The 23,712-nt window shown below is 57.8% G+C and carries 19 protein-coding genes; 9 read left to right on the top strand and 10 right to left on the bottom strand.

Going from position 1 to position 23,712, the window contains the following annotated elements; translation table 11 throughout:
- The first annotated feature begins 52 nt into the window (after positions 1 to 52).
- The 5 genes from lspA to SH661x_RS22155 all read left to right on the top strand — a co-directional run bounded on the left by lspA (position 53) and on the right by SH661x_RS22155 (position 3,387).
- Positions 53 to 619 (top strand): signal peptidase II, encoded by a 567-nt coding sequence (gene lspA / locus SH661x_RS22175; protein ID WP_437226149.1) that lies wholly within the window; start codon positions 53 to 55, stop codon positions 617 to 619.
- Positions 616 to 1,644: a tetratricopeptide repeat protein gene (locus tag SH661x_RS22170; RefSeq protein WP_437226147.1), complete on the top strand. Its 1,029-nt coding sequence runs from the start codon at positions 616 to 618 to the stop codon at positions 1,642 to 1,644. The genes lspA and SH661x_RS22170 overlap by 4 nt, the downstream gene beginning before the upstream one ends.
- Positions 1,645 to 1,720: 76 nt before the next feature.
- On the top strand, positions 1,721 to 2,509 hold the full coding sequence (locus SH661x_RS22165) for a MotA/TolQ/ExbB proton channel family protein (RefSeq protein ID WP_437226145.1): 789 nt from the start codon (positions 1,721 to 1,723) through the stop codon (positions 2,507 to 2,509).
- A gap of 3 nt (positions 2,510 to 2,512) precedes the next feature.
- The gene (locus SH661x_RS22160) at positions 2,513 to 2,926 is read left to right on the top strand and encodes an ExbD/TolR family protein (RefSeq protein ID WP_437226143.1); all 414 of its coding nucleotides are present in this window, start codon (positions 2,513 to 2,515) and stop codon (positions 2,924 to 2,926) included.
- A 14-nt stretch (positions 2,927 to 2,940) separates the two neighbouring features.
- Positions 2,941 to 3,387: an ExbD/TolR family protein gene (locus tag SH661x_RS22155; protein WP_437226141.1), complete on the top strand. Its 447-nt coding sequence runs from the start codon at positions 2,941 to 2,943 to the stop codon at positions 3,385 to 3,387.
- A gap of 11 nt (positions 3,388 to 3,398) precedes the next feature.
- Here the strand turns inward: SH661x_RS22155 and SH661x_RS22150 are convergent, their stop codons facing one another.
- Both SH661x_RS22150 and SH661x_RS22145 read right to left on the bottom strand, forming a co-directional pair.
- On the bottom strand, positions 3,399 to 3,854 hold the full coding sequence (locus SH661x_RS22150) for a hypothetical protein (RefSeq protein ID WP_437226139.1): 456 nt from the start codon (positions 3,852 to 3,854) through the stop codon (positions 3,399 to 3,401).
- A 48-nt stretch (positions 3,855 to 3,902) separates the two neighbouring features.
- Positions 3,903 to 4,958 (bottom strand): DUF1559 domain-containing protein, encoded by a 1,056-nt coding sequence (locus SH661x_RS22145; RefSeq protein ID WP_437226137.1) that lies wholly within the window; start codon positions 4,956 to 4,958, stop codon positions 3,903 to 3,905.
- A gap of 399 nt (positions 4,959 to 5,357) precedes the next feature.
- Between SH661x_RS22145 and SH661x_RS22140 the strand changes: the two genes are divergently transcribed.
- Positions 5,358 to 6,434: a DUF1559 family PulG-like putative transporter gene (locus SH661x_RS22140; RefSeq protein WP_437226135.1), complete on the top strand. Its 1,077-nt coding sequence runs from the start codon at positions 5,358 to 5,360 to the stop codon at positions 6,432 to 6,434.
- 249 nt (positions 6,435 to 6,683) lie between these two features.
- Here the strand turns inward: SH661x_RS22140 and aroF are convergent, their stop codons facing one another.
- A complete protein-coding gene (gene aroF, locus SH661x_RS22135) occupies positions 6,684 to 7,697 on the bottom strand; it encodes a 3-deoxy-7-phosphoheptulonate synthase (protein ID WP_437226133.1) in 1,014 nt (337 codons plus the stop codon).
- A 435-nt stretch (positions 7,698 to 8,132) separates the two neighbouring features.
- Positions 8,133 to 9,950, bottom strand: a complete 1,818-nt coding sequence (gene ilvB / locus SH661x_RS22130) for a biosynthetic-type acetolactate synthase large subunit (RefSeq protein ID WP_437226131.1) — start codon at positions 9,948 to 9,950, stop codon at positions 8,133 to 8,135.
- A 460-nt stretch (positions 9,951 to 10,410) separates the two neighbouring features.
- Here ilvB and SH661x_RS22125 point away from each other — a divergent pair, with 460 nt between their 5' ends.
- The gene (locus SH661x_RS22125; protein ID WP_437226129.1) at positions 10,411 to 13,173 is read left to right on the top strand and encodes a lipopolysaccharide core heptose(II) kinase RfaY; all 2,763 of its coding nucleotides are present in this window, start codon (positions 10,411 to 10,413) and stop codon (positions 13,171 to 13,173) included.
- 26 nt (positions 13,174 to 13,199) lie between these two features.
- Here SH661x_RS22125 and SH661x_RS22120 read toward each other — a convergent pair whose 3' ends face one another.
- From SH661x_RS22120 to nadA, 4 genes are all read right to left on the bottom strand, one after another.
- Positions 13,200 to 14,861: a molybdopterin-dependent oxidoreductase gene (locus SH661x_RS22120; protein WP_437226127.1), complete on the bottom strand. Its 1,662-nt coding sequence runs from the start codon at positions 14,859 to 14,861 to the stop codon at positions 13,200 to 13,202.
- Between the two features lie 248 nt (positions 14,862 to 15,109).
- Positions 15,110 to 16,057, bottom strand: coding sequence for a hypothetical protein (locus SH661x_RS22115; RefSeq protein WP_437226125.1), 948 nt, complete (start codon positions 16,055 to 16,057; stop codon positions 15,110 to 15,112).
- Positions 16,058 to 16,844: 787 nt separating this feature from the next.
- Entirely contained in the window at positions 16,845 to 18,131 is a 1,287-nt protein-coding gene (locus tag SH661x_RS22110) for a citrate synthase (protein ID WP_437226123.1), read from the bottom strand.
- 209 nt (positions 18,132 to 18,340) lie between these two features.
- Complete coding sequence (nadA, locus tag SH661x_RS22105) at positions 18,341 to 19,333, bottom strand: quinolinate synthase NadA (protein WP_437231236.1); 993 nt, start codon at positions 19,331 to 19,333, stop codon at positions 18,341 to 18,343.
- 230 nt (positions 19,334 to 19,563) lie between these two features.
- On the opposite strand from nadA, the gene SH661x_RS22100 reads away from it, so the two are divergent.
- The gene (locus SH661x_RS22100) at positions 19,564 to 19,989 is read left to right on the top strand and encodes a hypothetical protein (RefSeq protein WP_437226121.1); all 426 of its coding nucleotides are present in this window, start codon (positions 19,564 to 19,566) and stop codon (positions 19,987 to 19,989) included.
- 79 nt (positions 19,990 to 20,068) lie between these two features.
- Positions 20,069 to 21,217: an IS5 family transposase gene (locus SH661x_RS22095; RefSeq protein WP_437222747.1), complete on the top strand. Its 1,149-nt coding sequence runs from the start codon at positions 20,069 to 20,071 to the stop codon at positions 21,215 to 21,217.
- A 322-nt stretch (positions 21,218 to 21,539) separates the two neighbouring features.
- Here the strand turns inward: SH661x_RS22095 and SH661x_RS22090 are convergent, their stop codons facing one another.
- Together SH661x_RS22090 and serA are read right to left on the bottom strand one after the other, a co-directional pair.
- Positions 21,540 to 21,833, bottom strand: a complete 294-nt coding sequence (locus SH661x_RS22090; RefSeq protein ID WP_437226119.1) for a DUF4404 family protein — start codon at positions 21,831 to 21,833, stop codon at positions 21,540 to 21,542.
- A 112-nt stretch (positions 21,834 to 21,945) separates the two neighbouring features.
- Entirely contained in the window at positions 21,946 to 23,580 is a 1,635-nt protein-coding gene (serA, locus tag SH661x_RS22085) for a phosphoglycerate dehydrogenase (protein WP_437226117.1), read from the bottom strand.
- Between the last annotated feature and the right edge of the window lie 132 nt (positions 23,581 to 23,712).

Raw genomic sequence — 23,712 nt, 5'->3', positions numbered from 1 at the left:
CTCGGAAGTGAAAGATTGAGAGGCTGCGATGAGTCATCAGCACGGAATCCTCATGAACAGCCCATCAAGTCCCGCCCTTTCCCGCTCGACACGGATTGGGGTGTTGCTGACGTGCACCATCGTTGCGGTCGTCCTTGATCAGGCGACCAAGCTGTATGCGTCGACGCACTGGCAGAACAAACCGACGCTCTCGTTTTTCGGAGACATCTTTCGCATCGAATACGCTCACAACTATGGAGCATTCCTCAGCCTGCTGGCGAGCACTCCGGAGCACATTCGATTCTGGACTCTGACAGTGATCAACGGAGCTGTTCTGATTGGACTGGCTGCGTATCTGATCGCGGGGCGTAATGTCACCTCCACCAGTTTCACTCCGTTGATGCTGGTGGTAGCCGGGGGACTGGGAAACCTGATTGACCGGGTTCGCTTCGGGTACGTGATCGACTTTCTCAATCTGGGGATCGGAAACCTGCGGACCGGGATCTTCAACGTCGCTGACATGTTCATCACAGCCGGGTTCATTCTCATGGCGTGGTATATCATTCGTGGCGAACGCACCCACGCAGCGACAGTCCGCGCGGACCTGACCACGGTTCAGAAACGGGGACCTGCGTCATGACGCTGCGTCTTCACCAGGTGGTCTGCGTGCTCGGCTGGACGATGGCTTTGTCCTTGCTGGGTGAACCTGTGATCGCACAGGACCGGGTCACGTTCACCCCTTCAGGAACTTCGGGCCCGGTAACTGCTGTCGGTACGGTCCTGGACTACACCGGTCGGGCGTTGACCATCCAGACGGCAAGCGGTGTTCAGCATCTCCCCACCGCAAGCATCACCAGCATTGAGACCACCTACGATCCCGTCTATCAACGGGGGATTCAGGAATTTCAACAGGGACAGACCCCCGCAGCACAGGCTTCCTTCCGCGAAGCGTTCGAGCGGGAACAGCGGCTTTGGGTGAAGCGGGAAATTCGTTCCTGGCTGGTGAAATGCTCACTCCGGCAACAGGACCTGATCGGGGCGATCCGGGAGTTTCGCGAGATTACTCTCACCGACCCGCAGTCTCGATTCTGGGGCATCGCTCCGCTGGTCTGGTCCCCCGTTGCCATCAGCGAAGGGGTTCGGTCCGAGATGCAGCCGTGGTTGAAATCCGAACGGGAGTCGGAACGGATGCTGGCAGCCAGTCTGCTGCTGCTGGATCCTGTTCTGGGTGAAGCTGCTGAAGATCAATTGAATCAACTTGCGCGAGACACCAATCCCGTGCTGTCGAGCTACAGCCGCGCTCAACTCTGGCGACTCCCCTTGGCCAGCCGCAACGTCAGCGACGTCATGCTCCAGAACTGGCGAGGCGACATTGAACGCCTGCCGCCGGAACTGAGAAGCGGACCGCAGTCGCTGCTGGCGCGTGGTTATGAGATTCAGGGTGATCTCCGCAAGTCGGTCTCCGAGGCCCTGTGGCTCCCATACGTGTATTCCGAGAATGAACCGCTGGCGGCCCGCGCCCTGTACGACTCCGCTGAGGCACTGGCCAAGTCCGGACTCACTCAGGAAGCAAAGGTCCTTCAGCAGGAACTGGTCGCGAGATATCCCTGGTCCCGCGAGGCGTCATTCACGAGATCCGAGACCCGGCAGCCGGTCCAAAATTAACAGCGAGGTCCTGCGCAGTCTCACCGTCTCCACGTGCGATATCCTCCAAGTTTATAAATCCCCCACGGAGTTTCCGTTGCAGTATCTTTCAGCATGGCGAATGCGATTCCTCGGAACCTGGTTCCTGATCCTCTCACAGGGGACATGGGCGATGGCGGCCGAGGGGGAGCAGATCTTCAACCATGGTCAGTTGAACCTGGGAGCGCTGCTCCGCGCGGGCGGCCTGATCGGGTACATCATCATCGGGTTGAGCATCGCGCTGGTGGCGGCCATCATCGAACACCTGATTACGATCCGGCGAGAAGTCGCTATGCCCCGGGCGGTCGCGGAGGAACTCCAGAAGCAGATCTCGACCGGTCAGATCTCACAAGCTGAACAGCTCTGCAAGCAGCGCCCCACCTACCTCACAGACGTTATTCGGGCAGGCCTGCAGGAATCGGCATTCAGCTACGATGCCATGGAAAAGGCCATGGAAGATACAGCCGTCGAGCATTCCGGCCGGCTGCTGCGGAAGATTGAGTACCTGTCATTGATCGGAGCATTGGGGCCGTTGCTCGGATTGATGGGGACCGTCTGGGGGATGATTCAGGCGTTTGCGGAATTCGCAGAAAAAGCCAACCCCTCACCCGCCGACTTCGCCCCGGCCATCTCCGAGGCACTGGTCACCACGTTCTTTGGTCTGTGCGTCGCAGTTCCTGCTCTGGCAGCCTATGCCTGGTTCCGGAACAAGATCGATGAGCTGTCCTCAGAAACGGCACTGCTCTGTGAATACCTGATGACTCCGCTTCGAAAATCGTTGCGAGAGAAACGACGTCCCAGCGTCACGGCCACACCGGTTCCTCCGTCCATCCGTTCGCAGAGCTGATTCATGCGTCGACCGATCAGCCCCCGCAAGCGGGGATTCGAACTCAATCTGACACCGCTGATCGACGTGGTGTTCAATCTGGTGATTTTCTTTCTGGTCGCCTCCCACTTCGCGTCGACCGAGCCGGCGGAGGAGATCAATCTCCCGACTGCATCCCGGAACGAAGATGACGTCAATCCGCGCCGTCTCACCATCACGGTGCATGCGGACGGAGCCTATTCCGTCGCCTCGAAGACAGTCACGCTGACAGAGATTCAGGAGTATCTCGAACTGGAAGCCGCCGGCGGGCCGCAGGAATGTGCTGTCCGCATCCGCGGAGACAAGTCGGCCCCATACAAATACATCGAGCCCGTGATGGTCGCCTGTGCCCGTCACGGGATTACGAACTTCGGCTTCAAAGTCATTAATTCCCCATAACCTGTCCGCAGTCCATGCGCCGTCCACCCATACAACATCGAGACAACAGCCCCGTCGCCATGACATCCATGATCGACGTGGTGTTCCTGTTGCTCATCTTCTTTGCTGTGACAGGTGGAAGTGGGGTTCGAGAGATGCTCTTGCCGACAGAACTGGCAGCCACGGGTTCTGTGGAAGCGGCACACAGTCCCGCTGCTGCAGAACCGCTGACAGTGGAAATCTGGCTGAAGCTGTCGTTGCACCCGGACTCCGGCAAAACGACCGTCGACATGAACGGCACCGCATATCAGGACCTGGGTGAACTCAAGGAACAGCTCAAAGGGCTGGCTGAACTCGGTCCGGAGAATCCAGTGATCCTCGAAGTCGCGGGCGATGTGCCGCTGGGGGATGTCGTCGACTTATACGACACGTGTCAGGCTTCCGGCTTTGAGAAGGTGAACTTTGCCGCCAAAGGGAATTGAAGAGCAGCCACTCACTTGCTGCTGACGTTCAACGCGGGAACTTCATTCTTGCCATTGATGACGGTGTATTTCAGTTCGGACCTGGCCGGGTCCCGATAACGTGCGGGCAACAGGTGCCGACCCTTTCGCACCATTTCATCACCGTCCGGGACCAGTTCCTGAAGTGAGACCGTAATGGCATAGTCTCCCGGCGGTGCTCCGTCGTTGAGTTTCAGGGTCGTCAGCTGGAATCGTCCCTGTGCGTTCGTCGCTGCGATCGGATGGGGAAAGTGAGTGTCGGGGCTTTGAATCGGATGAAATTCGATCATGGCATCCGCGAGCGGCTTCTGATCGAGGAACACTTGTCCCTGAACCGGATAGCAGGCTGGCCCTTTCTCTTTCGAACAGCCGATCAGCAGGCACAGAGTAAATGTGAGAAGACCGAGACGGCGAAGGAGCATGTTCACGTCAGGATGGAGCAACGGCATTGTGCAATTCGGGGAGGAGGCTGCGGGGACACGGTCAATCCGACGATTTCACTGCTCCCCTGCGGAGACCGTTTCGTTGTCGGCCCGTGTGACAAGGGACGCCAGCACTTTCAGGTCCATGTTCTGGCTCAGAAATTTGACGGCACCGTCTGCCAGAACGAAGTTCGCACCGCCATCGTGAAAGCTGTAGAAGCAGTGCCCGTATTCATTGGAATTGTTGATAGCGAGCGGCCCGGGGATCGTCGTCGTTCCGCTGCCATAGTTGGATGTCGTCCGGTTGCCGATGGTGTAGACGTTATCGTTCGTCGCCCAGGCCCCGCCGCGTGCGCGAACGTTGACTGCCGAACTGTAGTCCAGCTTTGTCATGACTCGCCCCCGCCAGACATCCTCCCGTCCAGCGCATTCGCCAATCAGAATTGTGTTCGACAAACCGTCCGTGATGTCGGAGATTTCGTTTTTCGTGTTTGTTGTAGAATTGTAGATCGCCAAAGCCCCACGCAGATCATGATCCGCTGCGAACGCCTGACTGGCGGGGAGTGATGAATTGATCGCCACATCCACGCCGGTCGGAGTGAAGTAGTCTCCGCAGGCCCCGTACTTGGTTTCCGGGGAATTGGTTTTGTCTTCGAACCGTGGGCCGCCCGGGGTCGACGGGCAGATCATGACCGCCAGCGGAATCGAAGCGATGCTGCGATTGGAGACGGCGGGATAAGGGGAAGGGAGATTCCGGTTGGCCGACTCCCACCAGTTGGCAGTGACATCCCATCCGGATCCGGACAGATATGCAGATGCCTGATCCAGATAGGGGAGCAGCGCAGGTGCCCAGCTCTGCTGCCCGATGATCGTCGGCGTGGTGATCGTCGCCGTGTAGGTCATCGGGAAGGTCTTGTAGGTACTCTCGAAATTGTGGCAGGCGAGCCCCAGCTGCTTCATGTTGTTCTTGCAGGACGTTCGACGGGCGGCAGCCCGGGCCTGTTGAACTGCAGGCAGCAGCAACGAAACCAGCACTGCGATAATGGCAATGACGACTAATAATTCAATGAGGGTAAAACCGGCTCGATGTCTGTGATTTCCAGCCCGAGACAAGGTGTGTGCGCATTGCATTGATGTGCAGCCCTGAGGTTGTTGACGTGCAGAGATGTTCTGGCGCGTCACGCAGGACGCACGCGGCGACAGAGCATCTTTTGCACCGCCCCAGGAACGTTACCGACTTGTAACTCAATCGGGGCAGATGTGAGCTTTCGTTTCAGTCTCCGCTGCTTTTCAAAACCATCTCAGCGGATCAAGTCGGTTCCGTGCGCAAATGTTCGCCAGCCGAGGGCGAAATCTTCGCCATTCGAACAGGTGAAATCGCACAAAGTCGGAGTCGGACCGGGGGGGACTGCGTAAGTCTGGGCACGTGAGAGTTCGGAACGGCGGTTGCATAACAACTTTCTAACTGTCCGAACGACTGCTTCTCTCCAGTCAGAACAAGCTGGAAACGACCTCCCTCGAAAGTTCTTCATGAAGCCGAAACCGCCACTCATTTCCCGACCCGCGTTCACCCTGATCGAGCTGCTCGTGGTCATCGCCATCATTGCGGTGCTCATCGCTTTGTTGCTCCCCGCTGTCCAACAGGCACGGGAAGCGGCTCGCCGCAGCCAGTGCAAGAACAATCTCAAGCAGATTGGCCTGGCGATGCACAACTACCACAGCAGCATGAATACATTTCCACCGAGCTACTGTCTGACCCCGGGGGTCGTCAGCGACTCATGGGCGGTCCACGGACGACTGCTTCCCTTCCTTGATCAGGCGAGCCTTTACAACAACGTCGACCTCAGCGTTCGCTACTCCCGTCAGGACATTCTGAACGGAATGAAGGTTCCCGGTTATTCGTGTCCCAGCGACCCCAATTCGGGACGGCTGCGCTCGACTCAGGAGTCCGGGTACAACGTCATCAACATGGCGACCAATAACTATGGCTTCAACTTCGGGTCGTGGTTGATCTTCAATCCCGCGACCGGACAGGGAGGTGACGGCATTACGCATCCGAACAGCCGCATCAGCCTTGCCAGTATCACAGACGGTTCGAGCAACACCTTGCTGGCGTCTGAGGTTTATTCCTGGACGGGATATGGTCGTGACAGCACGGGCGGAGTCCCGGGGGCATTCGGAAGCCCGACGACCATTCCCTCAACTCAAGCTGATTTTGAGGCGGTCATCACCGGGTCGGGAGCATCGACCGCTAAGATCCGGATGACAGGTGATATTGATGCCACCGGGCATACCGAGTGGGCGAACGGCCATTGCCACCACAGCGGATTTACCACCGTGGCTGTCCCCAATACAGACGTGCAGGCCACCGTCGGCGGGACCACTTATCATCACGTCGATTACAACTCCCAGCAGGAGGGAGTCGGCGGAGCAGCCACGTCGAACAATCCCAGCTACGCCATTCTCACATCCCGCAGCTATCACACCGGAATGGTCAACTCCGCAATGGCGGACGGTTCCGTCCGCAGCATCAGCTCGAACATTAACCGCGATACGTGGCGTGCCCTTGGGACCCGCAGCTCCGGTGAAGTTGTGGGGGAATTTTAACATCCAACGCCAAGTGGGAGATGACACATTTATTTCATGAGCTGGTTTCATAACCGTTTGTGATCGCGATTCGGGAGGGCGAAGCTCCTGCTGAGCGGCATAAAAGACCATGCGTTCACTGGTTTGAGGCTCGGGAGGAACCTCGCCCTTCCAGTTATGAAACCACCTCATACGTGATCTTCCAGCCATTCAGTCCAATTAAAAAAGCCCGGACTCTTTCGAGCGCCGGGCCTTTTGATTCACTGAAGCCTACATCTTCACGCCAAGGGCATCAGCGACTTTCCTGCTGATCGCCATCGCTGCTGCGAACGCGTCCGGGGTCAGCGACTGGGCACCGTCGCTGACGGCCTTATGCGGATCGGGGTGAACTTCGATGATCAGACCGTCGGCACCGGCAGCAACTGAAGCGGCACACATCGGACCGACGAGCGAAGCGATCCCGGTTCCGTGGCTGGGGTCGACGACGATGGGCAGGTGAGTCCGCTCCCGCAGGTAAGGAACGGTGGCGAGCGGCAGCGTGAACCGGGTATGCGTTTCGAACGTTCGAATCCCCCGCTCACACAAGATGACATCCTGATTTCCCTGGTCCAGCACGTACTCCGCTGCCAGCAGGAACTCTTCAATCGTGGCACTCGGGCCGCGCTTGAGCAGCACCGGCTTACGGACTTCACCCACCGCCTGCAGCAGATGATAGTTCTGCATGTTGCGGGCACCGATCTGCAGCACGTCGGCATAGGCAGCGACCATCTCGACGTGATGCGGAGTCATCACTTCAGTCACGACGGCCAGTCCGGTTTCTTCACGGGCAGCAGCCAGCAGTTTGAGCCCTTCTTCCTTCATCCCCTGGAATGCGTAAGGGCTGGTGCGTGGCTTGAATGCTCCACCGCGAAGTCCTTTGGCTCCGGCGGCTTTGACTTTGCGGGCGGCATCCAGAATCTGCTCTTCGCTTTCGACGGAGCAGGGCCCGGCGATCACGCCCAGGTTTCCTCCGCCGATCACCAGATCGAGCACTCTGACGACCGTCGGCTCGGGCTTGGTTTCCTTACTGGCCACTTTGTACGGAGCCAGAATCGGAACGATCTTTTCCACTTCTTCGAACGACTCGAGCGTCTCTCGATCGGCCGACCGCTTGGATCCGACCGCAGCAATCACGGTCCGTTCGGTTCCGTAGATGATGTGGGTTTTCATTCCCATCTGTTCGACCCGCTGGGCCATCTGCTGCACAGCGGCTTCACTCACTCCAGGTTTCATGACAATGATCATTTCTCTCTCCGGGTTTTCGGTTGTCCGCTTGGAACGTGGATTTGCTCGTCGCGGTGCAGGTGGATCAGAAGGTGCAGTTAAAAAAAACGAAACCGGCCCTGAAACCTGCATGAGGTTTCAGGGCCGGTGTGATGGATTTCATTAAGGACGAATGAACTCCGCTACCGTGCCCGGAAACCCGGGATGGTAAACAGATACCAGAACCAATAGCGCCCCGTGCCCGCAATCGGGGCAGAGTAGGCGTCGAATTGATTCATGGGGATGTTCATGAAAAGTCCACTGAAAACTGATCTACACATGCTAAATCGGCATCAGACCAGCGTCAAGGAGAGAAAATTCGAGAACGGTTTGCGGTGTGAACACTCGATTCAACCCGTTTAGCCTCACACTTGAAGTGTGTGGCTAAACGCTCCACTCGAAAATCTCACTGATTGACTACTCGATAATAATATCCCGCACAGTCGCTCCGCCGGGGATCATCGGCAGCACGTGGGCCTGATACGGGCAGACCACGTCCAGCAGGTACGGACCGTCGTGGTTGATCATTTCGGCCATGGCTTCCGTCAGTTCTGCCTTGCTGCGAACCTGTCGGGCTTTCAGACCGAAGCTTTCTGCCATTTGAACGAAGTTCGGGTAGGTCTCTTCGTAGTGGCCCCCTTCGCCTTCGCCGAGCCATTCCGGATGGTCAACGGGTCCCAGGTAGGTGTGGGCGCGGCGGCCTTCCATGAAGCGGTCTTCCCACTGCACCACCATTCCCAGATGCTGGTTATTCAGCAGCAGAATCTTGACGGGAAGTTTCTCGCAGTGCAGCGTCGCCAGTTCCTGAATATTCATCAGGACGGAGCCGTCCCCGTCGATGTCGACCACCAGTGAATCCGGGTGTCGAGCCTGAACTCCCATGGCTGCCGGGAGACCGAAGCCCATCGTTCCCAGACCGGAGCTGGAGAGCCAGTGCTTCGGCTTGCGGAACTTGTAGTACTGAGCTGCGAACATCTGATGCTGGCCCACTCCCACAGCGATGTACGGGTCTTTGTCGATCGTCTGTCGCCAGAGTTCTTCGACGGCATATTGCGGACTGATGAAGTCGCCCGATTCCGGATACTTCAGCGGATAGCGATCACGCCACTCGTTGAGCTGAATCCACCAGGCCTTTGTGTCCGGGACATCTTCAGCAGTGAATTCTTCATTCAGCCGCTCGAGGAAGACTTTGACGTCGGCGATGATGGGGATATGAGCTTCTTTGTTCTTGTGCATTTCCGATGGATCGATATCCACGTGCACAATCTTGCCGTGCTTGGCGAACTCTTCCAGCTTGCCGGTCACGCGGTCATCGAAGCGAACTCCGATGGCGAGCAGCAGGTCGGCTTCGTTGATGGCATAGTTGGCGTACACGGTTCCGTGCATCCCCAGCATATGCAGCGACTGAGGATCGTCTCCGGGAAACGCACCCAGTCCCATCACGGTCATGGTGACGGGGATGTTGGACTTCTTCGCGAACTGCGTCAGTTCTTCGGCGGCATCGGCGTTCACGCAGCCTCCCCCCACGTAGAGGATCGGGCGCTTCGAACGGCGGATGGCAGCGATCACCTGACGGATCTGCTCGTCGGCCACCTTGCGACGTTCCGGATGGTAGCCGGGCAGGTACATCGGTGGATCGAAGTCGATCGGCTGTTCCGTCGTGGCCAGCTGAATGTTCTTGGGGAAGTCGATGAGCACCGGGCCGGGGCGTCCGGTACGGGCGAGGAAGAAGGCTTCCTTGACGATGCGGGGAATGCTCCGCAGGGCTGCCTGAACCGATTCCGGATCATCCGGGTCATCGGCTGTGATCATGTAATAGTGCTTCGTCACTGCGCGGCAGATTTCGACGATCGGCGTTTCCTGAAACGCGTCAGTTCCGATCACCTTCTGGGAAACCTGTCCGGTGATGGCAATCAGCGGGACGCTGTCCATCTTGGCATCGGCGATGGCGGTGACCAGATTCGTGGCTCCCGGCCCGCTGGTCGCCATGCAGATTCCGACGTCGTCGGAGGTGCGGGAGATTCCCTGGGCTGCGAATCCGCCTCCCTGTTCATGACGGGGAAGGATGGTGCGAATGCGTTCACGGCTCTTGCGCAGGGCCTGGTGCAGGGGCATGCTGGCACCGCCCGGATAGGCGAATACGAACTTCGCCCCTTGTTGGATCAGGGCTTCGACCAGAATCTCGGAGCCGGTCAAGGTTTGATGTTCGGTCTTTTTTTCCAACGCTGTTGCCACGTGAATGCCTTTATGCCCTGAATCTCAAAATTGAGTCCGCAGCCGAATTCGAAACAGGTCCGAGTGCAGCCTTGAAACCCCGAAACGCAGATGGACCGTCCCCCCTCCGGGCACGGCATCGACGAAATTGTAACCAAACGCTTCGCCAGAGACGAGAAAAACCACCGGGAGGTTCGCCAAAATTCCCGGCAACGTCCGGTGAGGCGATTCCGTGGACTTTGCCGATTCCGCAGAATGAGAGCCCAGCAGGGGTTATTTTGATTCAGCTTCCCACAGCGGATGAACCTGATCACGCCTGACTGCGGATAAAAGTCTTTGCATATTGGCTGTACAAGCGAGGAATCCCGGACATATTGTATGGTGGGTCCAGCAGAATATCCTGTTCTGTCAGTTCACCTTGCGGTTCTGCCAGAGTTTTCAGTTTTCCAAATCCCAGCCTGGCGACGGTATCTCCCATCGGATGAGCACGTCTCTGGAGTCGTTTGTGAATGTGCTGCGGCGCAGCGGACTCGTTGATGAGCCCGTGATCGCCCGAAGTCTGGATGCACGTTCGGAATCCGGTCCGTCGCAGTCCGGTGAGAATTTCGCCGAATTTCTGGTCGAGACTGATGTCATCACCGCCTGGCAGGCGGCCAAATTGCTGCAGGGAAAGCACAAAGGATTCTTCCTCGGCAAGTACAAATTGCTGCGGCTGCTCGGCAAAGGGGGAATGAGTTCTGTCTATCTGGCGGAACATGTGCTGATGCGCCGCCGCTGCGCGATCAAGGTGCTCCCCTGGAAGCTGGTGAAAGACAGTTCCTACCTGCAGCGATTTCACCGCGAAGCTCAGGCGGTCGCCGCCCTGGATCATCCAAATATTGTCCGGGCCTACGACATTGATCATGAGAAGGACGGCAATCTCGAAATCCATTTTCTGGTGATGGAATATGTGGAAGGTCGGAATCTGTTCGACCTCGTCCAGATCGCTGGTCCGGTCGATGCTGTGACCGCAGCCGATTACATCCGCCAGGGGGCTCTAGGACTGGCCCATGCCCACAAGGCGGGGATGGTTCATCGTGACGTGAAGCCCGGAAACTTCATTGTCGATCAGCACGGGACCGTCAAGCTGATGGACCTGGGGCTCGCGCGTGTCTCCGCGGAAGATGGCGACCACTCGCTGACCATCGCACATGATGAACGTGTGCTGGGGACGGCCGACTATCTCGCCCCGGAACAGGCGGTCGACAGCCATCTCGTCGATACCCGGGCCGACTTGTACAGCCTCGGTTGTACGATGTATTTCCTGCTCACCGGACGTCCTCCCTTCAACGAAGGGACCCTGACGCAACGACTCCTCGCCCATCAGACCAAAGAACCAACGCCGATCGAAACGCTTCGGCCGGATGTTCCGGAGTCACTGCTCAGCATTCTCCGCAAGTTAATGGTCAAGGATCGCGATGCCCGGATCCAGACCGCGGAGGAGGCCGCTGCGGAACTGACCCAGTGGCTCAGTTCACAAGCCAGTGGTGAAGAACAGCGGACGCAACCTGTGCGGGGGGAGGCGCTGTCGGCGGGACCGGTCGGGCAGCAGGGCGATACGCTGAATCCCTTTACCGGGGACGCTGCTCTTGAAATCCCGACCCGGAAGATGAAGCGGGAGGAAGCAGGGGGGCTCGGAGATTTCCTCTCCAGCCTGAGCGACGTCGAGCCGTCCTCGCCCAGACCCTCCAGCTCCTTGATCGGCAAAGGAGCAAAGTCCGAACCACGCATCGCCAGAGATTCCGCTCAAAAAAGATCCGGTTCAATCGACATCCCGAAGCCCGAATCGACAACCGCAGGCCCGCTGTTCTCGGATTCCGATTCGATCCCCGCCTTCCGGACGACATCCGGCGGCTCCGGGAAGAAGTTGAAGAATTCGGACTCAGCGAAACAGAGCCGAAAATCCGGCACGTCTGCTCTGGAGAAGTTCGTTCCGCCGGACCTGCAGACGAAACTGAAGCCGTACCTGATTCCCATCATCGGCGGGATTCTGGTTCTGGGGGCCGTCATCGCCTATCTCCTGTTTGGACGAAATGGTCCAGCTGGGAAATCCTCTCCCGGTCAGGCCCCACCGGCAACCGCTGCAGTGACGCCGGCAGCACCCGCGCCTGCGACTCCCCAGCCGGAAAAAAGTACCCGGCCTGCAGTGACCGGTCAGAGTATTACCGTGGGGCCCACTGGCAACTTCGGGACCCTCACGGAAGCGATCGATTACATTCGGGCTCACGCGTTTTCCAGCACGGGCAATCCTGTACGGGAAATCCGAGTTGCAGGCAATCAGACGCTGAGAGAGTCCATCTCGATCGACAATTCCGGATTGGGAAGCTTTCCTCGCGATGTCCGCGTTGTCGGTGAAGGGGATCAGCCCGCACGGCTGCAATCTCCGGACGCCAGTCCCATCCTCTATCTGAATGCGGTCGATCAGTTCTCGATCGAAAACCTTGTCATCGACTGCACCGGGAGCACAGCGGCATTCAAGCTGCAGGGATTCATGGCGAGTGTGTCACTGACCCGGCTACGGTTTGAAAACATTGGTCAAACGGCGATTGCCGGGCAGAGCCTGAGCGGCGTGGGGGACAGGCCCGTGACGATTCAGGAATGCACGTTCACCGGCAGTTCAAAATCGGCCAGAGCCATCCAGCTGCAGCCGGGAAGCGGGCAGGACTCCCGCGATCTGCAGATCCTGAAGTGCCGGTTCCTGGGACCGCTTGATGCGTGCGTTGAAATTCAGGGTGGAGCGGATGACGTCAGTATCAGTCACAATATCTTTCATGATGCGATGACCGGAATTGTCTTTCGCAGTTCCGACCCCGTGATCAGGCAACTCACGCTGACGAACAACACGTTTTACGGTTGCTCGCGGTCGCTCAACTTCGACTCCAGTCTGGCTGCCAGCTCTGACAAGTTCACCATTCAGAAGAACCTGTTCGTGAACGGGCCCGGACCAGCGATCGCTTCCGGAGTCTCGGGCACAAGTGCCGAAAAGATCACGCAGGGGGCTGCGCTCAACTGGTCAGACAAGGCTTTTGAAGAAGGTTCCGGGAATCTCAACGTCTTTGCAGCCGGCGGCAGAACGGGCGAGGCTGTCAAGTTTGTCTCCACCGATCCGGGGAGCACCGACTTCATGAAGCCGGAGTCGAAGGAACTGGCCACTGCTGCTGACGGCAGTCCGTCGCCAAGCTTCATCGGCGCGGTCGCTCCCTGAGAATGGGAAGGCTTTACAGACAGTTTTCAGTCGGCGATCAGCCGGGGGCGGCCATTGGGGGTAGCGAAGGTGCCGGATTCATAAAGCCATTTGTGCCGGCTTCCCGGGATTGTTCTATGCGGGACGGGCCACTGCACACCGGATTCGGTCTGCAGGTCGGCATGTGTCAGCCCGCTGAGATCCATGCCGGTTCCGCGTGTGGCGTCGGCAAACGATTTGAAGACAGCTGCCGGCGTGTCCCAGTCGTGCAGCTGCGATGCGCATCCCCAGTACCGGGCAATTTCTCGGAAGATCTGAAAATCCGAAAGCGACTGGTCTCGGGGTGACTGGCGTTCCGGAATCAGGTGCACACGCCGTTCAGATGTCATCAGGGTGCCGCACTTTTCTCCCCACGCGGCAGCTGGAAGATACAGATCCGCCTCCGGCAATGAGACTGGTTCGCCTGAGAGATCCTGGACGACCAGAAACTCGAGTTTCTCGATCAGTTCCGACGGAAACGTTTCCCGCAGCCGCCCTGCGGAGGCATTCGTCGCAATGATCCATAAGGCCTTGATGCGATCATTCAGGATACCCTCCCGGATGACATTCCAGTGAAACGCAGGGAGGCTTTCCAGAATCTGCGGTTCCGTGCAGGCGGATTCCGGGCCGAGCTCTTCGACCATCTCCGTCATGACCGACCCGAGGATATGACAGGGAACGAGCAGGGCATTCGCTCCAGATCCCGGTCGACCGGCCGATCCTGAAAGCAGTGACAGGTTCACAGCTGCAGAGGGGAGACCGGATTGCTCTGCGGTCAGATCCTCGGTGGACCACCAGTATGTGACACGCGGTCGATCAAGCAGCGTCTGTGCCAGGAGTTCGATTTCCCGGATTGGCACTCCCGTGATTGTCGAAACTGTGTTCAGATCCGAATCGGCCAGTGAGTCAATGTATTCAGTAACGCACTCGAGCTGACTTTGAAGTGGTTTCAGATCGAGTTGACCTGAGTCCAGCAGCAACCGGGCGAGCCCCTTGAGCAGAATGCGTTCAGTCCCCGGAAAGACTTTCAGAAACTGGCTTGCTTTCAGCGACGTCTCGTCCGCCTGATGTCCGATGACAATCAGTTCAGGAGCATGCGGATTCCTCATGATCCGCTTCCACATCTCCGGATGTGCGCTAGCCGGATTCATCCCGAGCAGGACGATCACATCGGATTCTTCAAGGTCCTCCAGCGAATAAGGAGGAGCAAAGTTGCCGTAGGCCCGCTGGTAACTTTCGAAAGTCGCGATGAGTCCCGCGGCCGCTTCGATTCCTCCCCAGTTCATGCCCAGGCCGGCTCGGGTCAGGAACTTCGCCAGCACCAGTTCTTCGATCGATAACTGGCCGGGGACAACGACAGCCGCTGCTTCCTTGCCGTATCGCCATTGAATCTCTTTGACGCGGCCGGTGAACTCCCGGAGTGCCTGATCCCAGCTGACAGGGACAAGCTCATCAGCGTGGCTGCGCTTGAGGGGCTGCGTCAGCACTGGAGCGCTGGAGGCAAGTCGCGGAGTGCCGAATGCATGTTGAGTCGGGACGCTGAAGAGCGGCGCATCAACGCCTGCAACCTGGCTGAAACCGCAATGACTTTCGCAGCAACCGCAGATCGCATCCTTGACGATGGCATCAATTTTTGAGCCAGCTTTCGGCCCGTCAGTCGCGATTTTCATGACAATTCTAAGGATTCCAAATCGGAGCGACGAGGGCGAGATCCTCGGCAACTCCCCTCATTAACCTTCTTGTGTCTGTGCTCTCGAGAGCGTCGGGGTGAAGATGATGTCCTGCTGCCCGCCGGACGTTGACGTTCTATCGCCGGGGCGATTTACGAAACCGCCGGGTCGATTCCTCCCAGCGAAAACGGTTCGCCGGCCGATCGGCCATGGCCCGCAGGTCCATGGTTGTCCGTCGTCCCTGCTCCTTAGGAGTGAACTGGTGACGTGGGAAATTCGAGATGCACATGAGCGCCCTCAACTTTCGTGGCGAGATGCTGGGGAATCAGGCTGGGCATGTCACTGTCAGTGACATCGAACCCCGCGACATCCGTGTCGCTCGTCCCCAAAACAGGTGGCGGACCAAATGGATGCGAGCGCTCCGGTTTCCACGGGGTCCTGGACCGAAGAAACGAAGGAGTCTGTTGCTCGTCTTCTTCAACACCGAAACTGGCCCAGCGCTTCCGAGCCCGGCCCGCGCCGCTCAGCTGCTGGTACAATTCATCAAACTCTGCTTCCAGTCGCAGCTTGTCCTCAACAATGATCGATCGCAGATGGGCTGCTGCGTCCTCCAGCATGTCTGACCAGGGGGCTGTCCGCGTGTAGGTGTCTGCAGTGGAGACGTAATACACGACAAACCGGTCGAGATACCGGATGGCCGCTTCGGGAGATTCCCCTGAAACCAGCAGATGGCCATGACGGGGGCTGCTGGCTCCTTGTCCGCAGACATACAGATCGAACTGGCCGTTGACGACAATGATTCCCACATCGGCCCAGCGAGCTGCGGACGTGGCACTCTCATCGGATGTCACGACAATCTGCAGCGGAAAGACCCGTCGAAACCGGGCGTATCGGCGATGTAGAGTGACGGCAATCTCGCGCACATCCGGGTCACTGCCGTCGGTGACATGAATGTCGTCCTCACGGCTTGGGAGCTCGTAAGACCCTGCAGCCCAGGCGGCTGTCCTCAGTTTTTCAGTTGTCCGGAGTTCTCGAAGAACATCACTGATCCGGCCTGCACAGCAGGGGCACCCAGGTCCGTTTCCATATCTTGCGAAGATCCCCTGAGCGTTCCGGAGTTTTTTCAGGGCGATCAGTGCTGTGAGTTCTGCGTCCGAGTAGTCGAGGTGCTCGCATGATTCCGTTTGAAGTGACATGGATAGCCTCGATTGTTTCAGTCAATCAGCGAATCTCGTGATGCAGAATTGAACGCATTGGGGATCAACAAATTTCACAGTCGAGTGCGCAGTCGCGAACCCGCGTGCAGGGTGTTTTTCAGGAGGCGTCGCTGAAAATTCACGTCCGTGCTGTCAGCGAGGCAGCTTGTCCATCCGTGGTTTTTCCCTGCGGGAAGTTCAGGCGTTTGCCATCTCGCAGGGCCGAAAGATTCGGTTTGACAGCACTAAAGCACACCATGTGCCAATGGCTGACTGAATTCCGATGGTAACGATTACCGCAAAAAGATGAGGCAAAACCGGCAACATTTGCTGGCATTCCCCTCCACAGCACGGAATTTGTGAGATTGCGGCTGCTTAAAACGCATGCTTGAGTGCGTTCAGTTCGTGCATGCCCTTCGCAGCGACAAGGGGGTGTTCCGAAGTCCGGAACGACACCGAAAACAAGAAATCGGGAGCGAGGACTGCAGCAGCAGGCTCCGTTGAGGGGAGGTTTTCGCACGCCCCTAGCAATCTCCGAAACCACGGCAAACGGTCGGGGGCGGTCTTTTATAGAACTGCTGTGGATTTGATTGGCGGATCGCATCTCTTTCAACGAGAATCGCGATCCGCTCACAATCGACTCAACAAGCCATGTGCTGGTTTCATGATCCTTTGTGATCGCGATTGGGCAGGGCGAAGCTCCTGCTGAGCGGCATAAAAGACCATGCGTTCACTGGTTTGAGGCTCGGCAGGAGCCTCGCCCTCCCAGTGATGAAACCACCTCATGTTACCGTTCGTCGAACGGAATGAACTTTCGCTGACGTTCGCCGAGATAAATCTGGCGGGGACGCTGAATCCGCTGTTCCGAGTCTTCCAGCGATTCTTTCCACTGGGCCAGCCAACCGCTGGTCCGGGGAATCGCGAACAGAACCGGGAACATCGTGACCGGCAGCCCCATCGCCTGATAGATCAGACCGGAGTAGAAGTCGACGTTCGGATACAGCTTGCGCTTCACGAAGTATTCGTCTTCCAGAGCGATCCGTTCCAGTTCCATCGCCACGTCCAGCAGCGGATTGCGACCGACCACGTCGAAGACTTCTTCAGCACACTTCTTGATGATCCGGGCACGCGGATCGTAGTTCTTGTAGACCCGGTGTCCGAAGCCCATCAGCTTCATTTCGCCGTTCTTGCAGCGTTCGACATACTTCGGAACTTCCTTCACGCTTCCGATTTCACTCAGCATGCGGAGTACCGCTTCGTTGGCTCCCCCATGCAGCGGGCCGTACAGGGCAGCAGCTGCTCCCGCGAGCGCGGAATACGGGTCGGCATCGGAAGACCCGATGGCACGCATGACGCTGGTGGAGCAGTTCTGCTCATGGTCGGCGTGAAGAATGAAGAGCACGTCCAGGGCACGAACGAGTGCGGGCTCGGGCTTGTAAGCATTCCCGGACATCTGGAACATCATCGCGAGAAAGTTCTCGGTGTATGTCAGGTCGTTGTTCGGGTAGACGTAAGGATGGCCCTGGCTGTGGCGATAGGCACAGGCGGCAATTGTTGGGACTTTGGCGATCAGCCGTTTGATCTGCTTCTGTCGGTTCTCGGGGGAACCGACTTTCTTGGCTTCCGGATAGAATGTTGACAGGGCGGCGACCGTGCTGATGAGCATTCCCATCGGATGGGCATCGTACCGGAACGATTCCATCTGCCGCTTGATGTTTTCGTGGACGATGGTGTGGAAGCGGATGGACTCATCCCAGTCTTCCAGCTCTTTGCGAGTGGGGAGCTCACCCTTGAGGAGCAGGTACGCCACTTCCAGGTACGTACAGTTTTCGGCCAGGATTTCGATGGGATAACCGCGGTATTCGAGAATCCCGACATCCCCGTCGATGTAGGTGATCCGGCTCTTGCACGAGGCGGTGTTCGTGTAGCCGGGGTCATAGGCCATCAGGCCGAAGTCTTCGTCTTTCACCTTGATCTGACGCAGATCAATCGCTTTCACCGTATCGTCCTGAACCGGAACTTCGTAGGTTTTTCCGGTGCGGTTGTCCGTGATCGTCAGAGTGTCTTTAGGCATGTCGAAATTTCAGGCTAAGGCATTTTCGTTTTTAATCTGCCGCGTTCCGCCACGCGGAGGACGGCGTTTCATCAATCGAAAACCGCGCTGCGCGGGATCAAGGCAGACCATTCTCAGAGAGGAGCCGTGGGCACAGCTTGATCTCAAATGATGACAAACAATTCGCCATGCTCAAGTCTGCTGAGCAATTTTCCGGGAATCGCGTCACTTCAGGAGAGCAGGCTCCGTTGTAACACCTCCTGAGCCTGTGAAAAGTATGGCTGCCACACGATTTCCGGCCGGCCGTCACGCAGGCAGTCCCGAACTTTCTGCAGCGTGTTGCGAGCCATGTGCGGGCAGCGGTTGCAGGCACAGGTTTCTCCGCTGTCCGCCATGATTCCCGGGACCGGGACATACTCGTGCCAGGGGGCGATCGCTTTAAGCGGAAAGATCATGTTGGCCTCGGTGGCGACCAGAAATGTGGTCGGATTTTTCACCGATTCGACATATTTCCTCATCTTTTCCGTCCCGCCGACCATGTCCGCCAGCTCGAGCACATTTTGCGGACATTCCGGATGGGCAAGGACGATGGCCTGCGGATTATTCCGTTTCGCCCGCAACAGGTCCTGGATACTGAAAACTTCGTGGACCATGCACGAACCGGGCCACAGAATCATCTTCCGTCCGGTCACTTCGACAAGGTAACGACCCAGATGCTGATCCGGGACAAACAGAATCTCTTTGTCTTTGGGGACCCGTTCTTCGATGATTTCCCGGGCGTTCCCGCTGGTGACAATCCAGTCACACAGACTTTTGACCGCCGCTGTGGTGTTGATGTACGCGACCGTTACAAAATCGCGTCCCTGCGCCCGCAGGTCATTCTGAAATGCAGCGAGTTTGTCCGGCGGACAGCTATCAGCGAGCGAACATCCGGCAAGCATATCAGGCAGCAGCACCCGCTTTTCCGGACTGAGGATCTTGGCCGATTCCGCCATGAAGTGGACGCCGCAGAAGACGATTGTCGACGACTTCACCGTGGTGGCGTCGCGCGCCAGCTTCAGCGAATCCCCTGTGAAATCCGCGATCTCCTGAATATCGCCGTCCACGTAGTAGTGAGCCAGGATCGTTGCATCCTGTTCCACCTTGTACCGCTCGATCTGTTCGATCACGTCCAGCGGGTCTTCGTATTCCGCGGCAGCGTCAGTCACAATGGGTAATGTCATGTTCGTCATCAGAAATTCTCCTCCGTTCATTATATGGGGTCTCCGGAGCAACGTCAGCGAAGAACGACAGCAGTTTTCAAAAGAGGAGACTGCTGCAGGAGAAACCTCGTGCAAACGCCCCTGGGAGGTGGAGATTTCCTGAAGATCGTCGCAGAATGACTGTCAGCATTTTATCCTGTCGGTTGCAGCACTGCCGCGTCTTGTTTTCTTTGACAGCGAAAGCCGCCGAAATGACGACCGAACTCACCCCGCTGGAGCGGGCAGAACTGCTCGAAATTCTTCGGGAAATGCTTCCGCTGCCGCAGAAGGAGGAAAGCCTGCCGGATGAGGTGACCCGCCTGATCGGGGGCGATCCGGGGGATGTGGTGGTCGATGTCGGCCCGCAGTCGGTCGTGGTCTCCGAGTACACTGTCCGAGTGGAGAGTGATACCGCGAAAATTCTTCATCCGCTGCATTTGGGGTCTGCCAACTGGACGAAACTTCCCGCCTGGACGACCCGTCGCATCCTCGGAGAACTGACAGCTGCTGCCATGAGTCTGCGGCGAGCGACGTACACGGATTGCATCCGGTGCGGAAAAGGCAACCCGCCCGAAGAGATGAGCAGCGGGACGGTTTGCCGTAAATGTTCAGCAGCTGAAGAACGGATCGTCTACTAGCAGGTTGCTGCAAAAGTCTGATTGTGAATTATGGAAAGTGCGCTAAACTCCTCGTTCCCAGTGAATGAGGAGTTTTTTCATGCGTGGTCGTCCGGGTGATCAGGATCTTTTGTTTTATACGATCAATGTCGAATCCCGAATTCGCCACGATCACCCGCTCCGCAGCCTGAAGCGGACGATTGATGCCATTCTCACTGAGATGAGTCCCCTCTTTGCTTCCGCCTACAGTCAGACAGGTCGCCCCAGCGTTCCACCTGAGCGAGTCTTGAAGGCCTTGCTGCTGCTGGCGCTGTATTCGATTCGCAGTGAGAGGCAACTGGTCGAGCGGATTGATACGGATCTGCTGTTTCGCTGGTTTCTGGACATGTCGCCGGAAGATCAGGTCTTTGATGCCACGGTATTCACTCACAACCGTCCCCGGCTGGACGAACATGGCCTGACGGCTGCCTTTTTCGATGCCGTGCTGGTCAAAGCACTGCAGGCAGGTCTGTGCAGCGACGAGCATTTCAGCGTGGATGGATCGCTGATCGAGAGTTATGCATCAATCAAAAGCTTTCGGCCCAAGGAGGAGAAAGATCAGCAGGATGACGATTCCAATTCGTTCAAGCCTCGCAACTCAGAAGTGGACTTTCATGGGCAGAAAAGAACCAACGAGACACACGTCAGCCGGACAGATCCTGAAGCCAGGCTGTACCGTAAAGGGAGTGGCAAAGAAGCCCGATTGTCGCACATGGGGCACGCTCTGACCGAGAACCGCCATGGTCTGGTGATGGGTGTCATCGCTACGCCAGCCACAGGGAAAGCAGAGTGCGAAGCGGCACTGTCTCTGCTGGATCGTCTCCAGGCACGCCATGCTCGTTCACCGAAAACGCTGGGGACGGACAAGGGATACGACAGCGGCCCGTTTTACTTCGAACTGGAACAGCGCGGTATCGAACCTCACTGTGCCATGATCCGGCAGCCCGCCCCCAATCCACAGCATGTCCGTCCATTCCGGAAGGACGAAGTCGCAGCGAGGAGTCGTATGAGAGGGCGTCTGGAACGTCTGGGGTATCAGCTCAGTCAGCGCTGCCGCAAGAAGGTGGAAGAATACTTTGGCTGGATGAAGACGATTGCGGGCCTGTCCCGCAGTCGTTGGGTCGGACGCTGGAAGCTTCAACAACAACTGGAACTGACCGCAGCGGCCTACAACCTTGTCAGGCTGCGAAAACTGTTGGCGTCCTCATAAAGAACCGGGCCCTTCCGCAGATCAGCGTGCTCGGGAAGAGCAAACAGACCTGCGGAAGGGAGTCGAAATGGCCATGAAACCCTCTGCCAACAACATGGCGACGCACAAAATACAGCTTGCTCGAAGAAAAGCGAGACTTTTGCAGCAACCTGCTAGCCCCTGTCTCAGGGGAGTGTGGCGGCGATTCGGGGGGATTTTTCGCTCGAAAGCTGTGTTTATCGCCGCCGGAACGCCACACTGTCGTGAGATTCGCTCTAGCTGAACCAGCGAACTTGCGTGGAGCGGATCGCAATCAGAGCACGAAGCGTCAGCGAGTGCGTTTTCAGATGCCGATGCGACTCAGGGCGGTGGCCACGCGGCCGATGGCGTCTGCCAGTTCCGGGTGAGTCTCTTCGAACTGTTTCGTGAGACCGAGCAGGCTGTCGAGCAGCGATTGCTTCCGGTTTTGATGTTCCGTCGCTGGTGTACTCGTCGTCGCCGGGGCAGGGGCCGCCCATTGATTCACGTCTTGCGACAGCTGTTTCACCAGCACCGCAATTTCCGGGTCAACCGGCTCACCGCTCTGCAGCTGTTGATGGAGCTGTAAAAGAGTTGCCTTGAGTTCTTCACGTTCCATAACAGTACTCGCACGACGGAGCAGATCGCCTCAGGAAAGCTGAGGCGATCATGTGAATCGATCTACAACCAGAGAGCCACTGACCCCTGCTCCCTCCCCTCTTTTCCCTGCACTACAGCCCCAGCCAGGGAAGAGGTGCCCCTGCTTCCGGCAGGCTGACCAGCTGCAGACCGAGAATGTCAGGGTGTCCTGCAACTTCCTGAAGTGCTTCAGCTGATGGCTCGCTGTCGAGGTTGACCACTGCCACAGCCCCGCCGCCTGGGATCTTCGATCCGCGTCCGACAGCCATGTGGGAAATGTTGACCCCATGCTTTCCGAACGCTGTGCCGATGGCGCCGATCACTCCCGGGACGTCCTTGTGCCAGAAAATGAGCATCAGGCCGTCGAGGTAAGCGTCAAGGTGGTAATCATCAACCCGGATGAGCCGCAGGAAGTCGTTGCCGAAGGTGGTTCCCGCGACAGTCTTCGTTCCCTTTTCCGTTTCGGCAGTGACCGACACCAGCGTCGAGAACGCACCCGCTTCGGACGACTCGATGGTCGTGATGGGAATACCCCGATCGGCAGCGGTGAGATCGGCATTCACGATGCTCACATTCCGGTCCAGAGCAGCCGATAGCAGACCCGAGGTGAAGGCACTCGTCACCAGCTTGACCGGCTTCGACTTTCCTTCGCCCTTGAACTGCAGCTTCACGGACTTGATGGCTTCGCCTTTGCAGAGCTGTGCCAGCAGCAGGCCGAGACGATAGCCCATGTCCAGATAAGGACGGGCTGCTCCCAGTTCCTTGCCGGAGACGGGAACCATGTTCACTGCGGAACGAATTTCGTTCTTCGTCAGGAAGTTGGCAACAATCTCAGCAGCTTCCAGAGCGACTTGTTCCTGAGCTTCATCGGTGGAAGCGGCCAGATGCGGCGTGCTGAGGACCTGAGGAAGTTTCGTCAGGCGGAAATCAGCCGGGGGCGGTTCTTTGGAGAACACGTCCAGAGCTGCGCCGGCGACATGACCCGATTCAATGGCATCGGCCAGATCGTTTTCGTTGATGATCCCGCCGCGGGCACAGTTGATCAGCCGCACCCCTTTTTTCATCGCTGCCAGACGAGTGGCGTTGATCAGGTTGCGGGTTTCATCGGTCAACGGAGTGTGTACCGAGACGAAGTCGCATTTCACCAGCATTTCATCGACGTTGCGATACAGTTCGATGCCGTTTTCGGCAGCCCGTTCTTCGCTCATGAACGGGTCGTACCCCAGCACCGTCATTTCGAGTCCACGGCAGCGCTTCGCCACCGCGACACCGATGCGTCCCAGACCGACAACGCCGATCGTCTTGCCGGCCAGCTGGGTTCCGGTGAAACTCTTGCGGTCCCATTCCCCGGCCCGCATCGACTGCGAGGCAGGTCCGATGCAGCGGCACAGCGCCATCATCATGGCGATGGAGTGTTCTGCCGTGCTCAGCGTGTTGCCATCCGGGGTATTGGAAACGATGATTCCCTGACGGGTGGCGGTGGGGAGGTCGACGTTATCGACACCCACTCCGGCGCGGGCGATCACTTTCAGCCGGGTCTGGCCGTCCAGCACGTCTGCCGTCAGCTTCGTGCCGCTGCGGATCACAATCCCGTCTGCCTCTTTCAAGGCTTCCTTCAGCTCGGCCGGCTTCAGGCCGGGGGAGTAGACCACTTCAATTTGCGTGTAGCTTTTGAGGAGGTCCAGCCCCTGGGGCGAAAGAGTGTCGGTAACGAGGACGCGAAACATGGCAGATCCAGCGAGTAAGTTGTGTGGCTCAAGGTCGCACAGCACAAAACGTGATGCGTGCTGTTTCTGCGACGACTTGGGCCGGAGAGTCAGACCGTGTAGCATAGAATACGGCTCGTGTGCGGCAAGCGT

This window comes from Planctomicrobium stercoris (assembly GCF_051465655.1).
In the GTDB taxonomy this organism is placed as follows: Bacteria; Planctomycetota; Planctomycetia; order Planctomycetales; family Planctomycetaceae; genus Planctomicrobium.
Note: the sequence above shows the minus strand (reverse complement) of the source record. Positions and strands in the feature narration are given on the sequence as shown.

What these genes read in the sequence shown, in the direction of transcription:
- SH661x_RS22150 (WP_437226139.1), bottom strand. Translation starts at nt 3,854, where the DNA reads ATGCCGTTGCTCCATCCTGACGTGAACATGCTCCTTCGCCGTCTCGGT.
- SH661x_RS22125 (WP_437226129.1), top strand. Translation starts at nt 10,411, where the DNA reads ATGAGCACGTCTCTGGAGTCGTTTGTGAATGTGCTGCGGCGCAGCGGA.
- SH661x_RS22100 (WP_437226121.1), top strand. Translation starts at nt 19,564, where the DNA reads ATGACGACCGAACTCACCCCGCTGGAGCGGGCAGAACTGCTCGAAATT.
- SH661x_RS22155 (WP_437226141.1), top strand. Translation starts at nt 2,941, where the DNA reads ATGCGCCGTCCACCCATACAACATCGAGACAACAGCCCCGTCGCCATG.
- SH661x_RS22170 (WP_437226147.1), top strand. Translation starts at nt 616, where the DNA reads ATGACGCTGCGTCTTCACCAGGTGGTCTGCGTGCTCGGCTGGACGATG.
- SH661x_RS22115 (WP_437226125.1), bottom strand. Translation starts at nt 16,057, where the DNA reads ATGTCACTTCAAACGGAATCATGCGAGCACCTCGACTACTCGGACGCA.
- nadA (WP_437231236.1), bottom strand. Translation starts at nt 19,333, where the DNA reads ATGACATTACCCATTGTGACTGACGCTGCCGCGGAATACGAAGACCCG.
- SH661x_RS22140 (WP_437226135.1), top strand. Translation starts at nt 5,358, where the DNA reads ATGAAGCCGAAACCGCCACTCATTTCCCGACCCGCGTTCACCCTGATC.
- SH661x_RS22120 (WP_437226127.1), bottom strand. Translation starts at nt 14,861, where the DNA reads ATGAAAATCGCGACTGACGGGCCGAAAGCTGGCTCAAAAATTGATGCC.
- SH661x_RS22160 (WP_437226143.1), top strand. Translation starts at nt 2,513, where the DNA reads ATGCGTCGACCGATCAGCCCCCGCAAGCGGGGATTCGAACTCAATCTG.
- SH661x_RS22095 (WP_437222747.1), top strand. Translation starts at nt 20,069, where the DNA reads ATGCGTGGTCGTCCGGGTGATCAGGATCTTTTGTTTTATACGATCAAT.
- serA (WP_437226117.1), bottom strand. Translation starts at nt 23,580, where the DNA reads ATGTTTCGCGTCCTCGTTACCGACACTCTTTCGCCCCAGGGGCTGGAC.
- aroF (WP_437226133.1), bottom strand. Translation starts at nt 7,697, where the DNA reads ATGATCATTGTCATGAAACCTGGAGTGAGTGAAGCCGCTGTGCAGCAG.
- SH661x_RS22090 (WP_437226119.1), bottom strand. Translation starts at nt 21,833, where the DNA reads ATGGAACGTGAAGAACTCAAGGCAACTCTTTTACAGCTCCATCAACAG.
- SH661x_RS22145 (WP_437226137.1), bottom strand. Translation starts at nt 4,958, where the DNA reads ATGCAATGCGCACACACCTTGTCTCGGGCTGGAAATCACAGACATCGA.
- lspA (WP_437226149.1), top strand. Translation starts at nt 53, where the DNA reads ATGAACAGCCCATCAAGTCCCGCCCTTTCCCGCTCGACACGGATTGGG.
- SH661x_RS22110 (WP_437226123.1), bottom strand. Translation starts at nt 18,131, where the DNA reads ATGCCTAAAGACACTCTGACGATCACGGACAACCGCACCGGAAAAACC.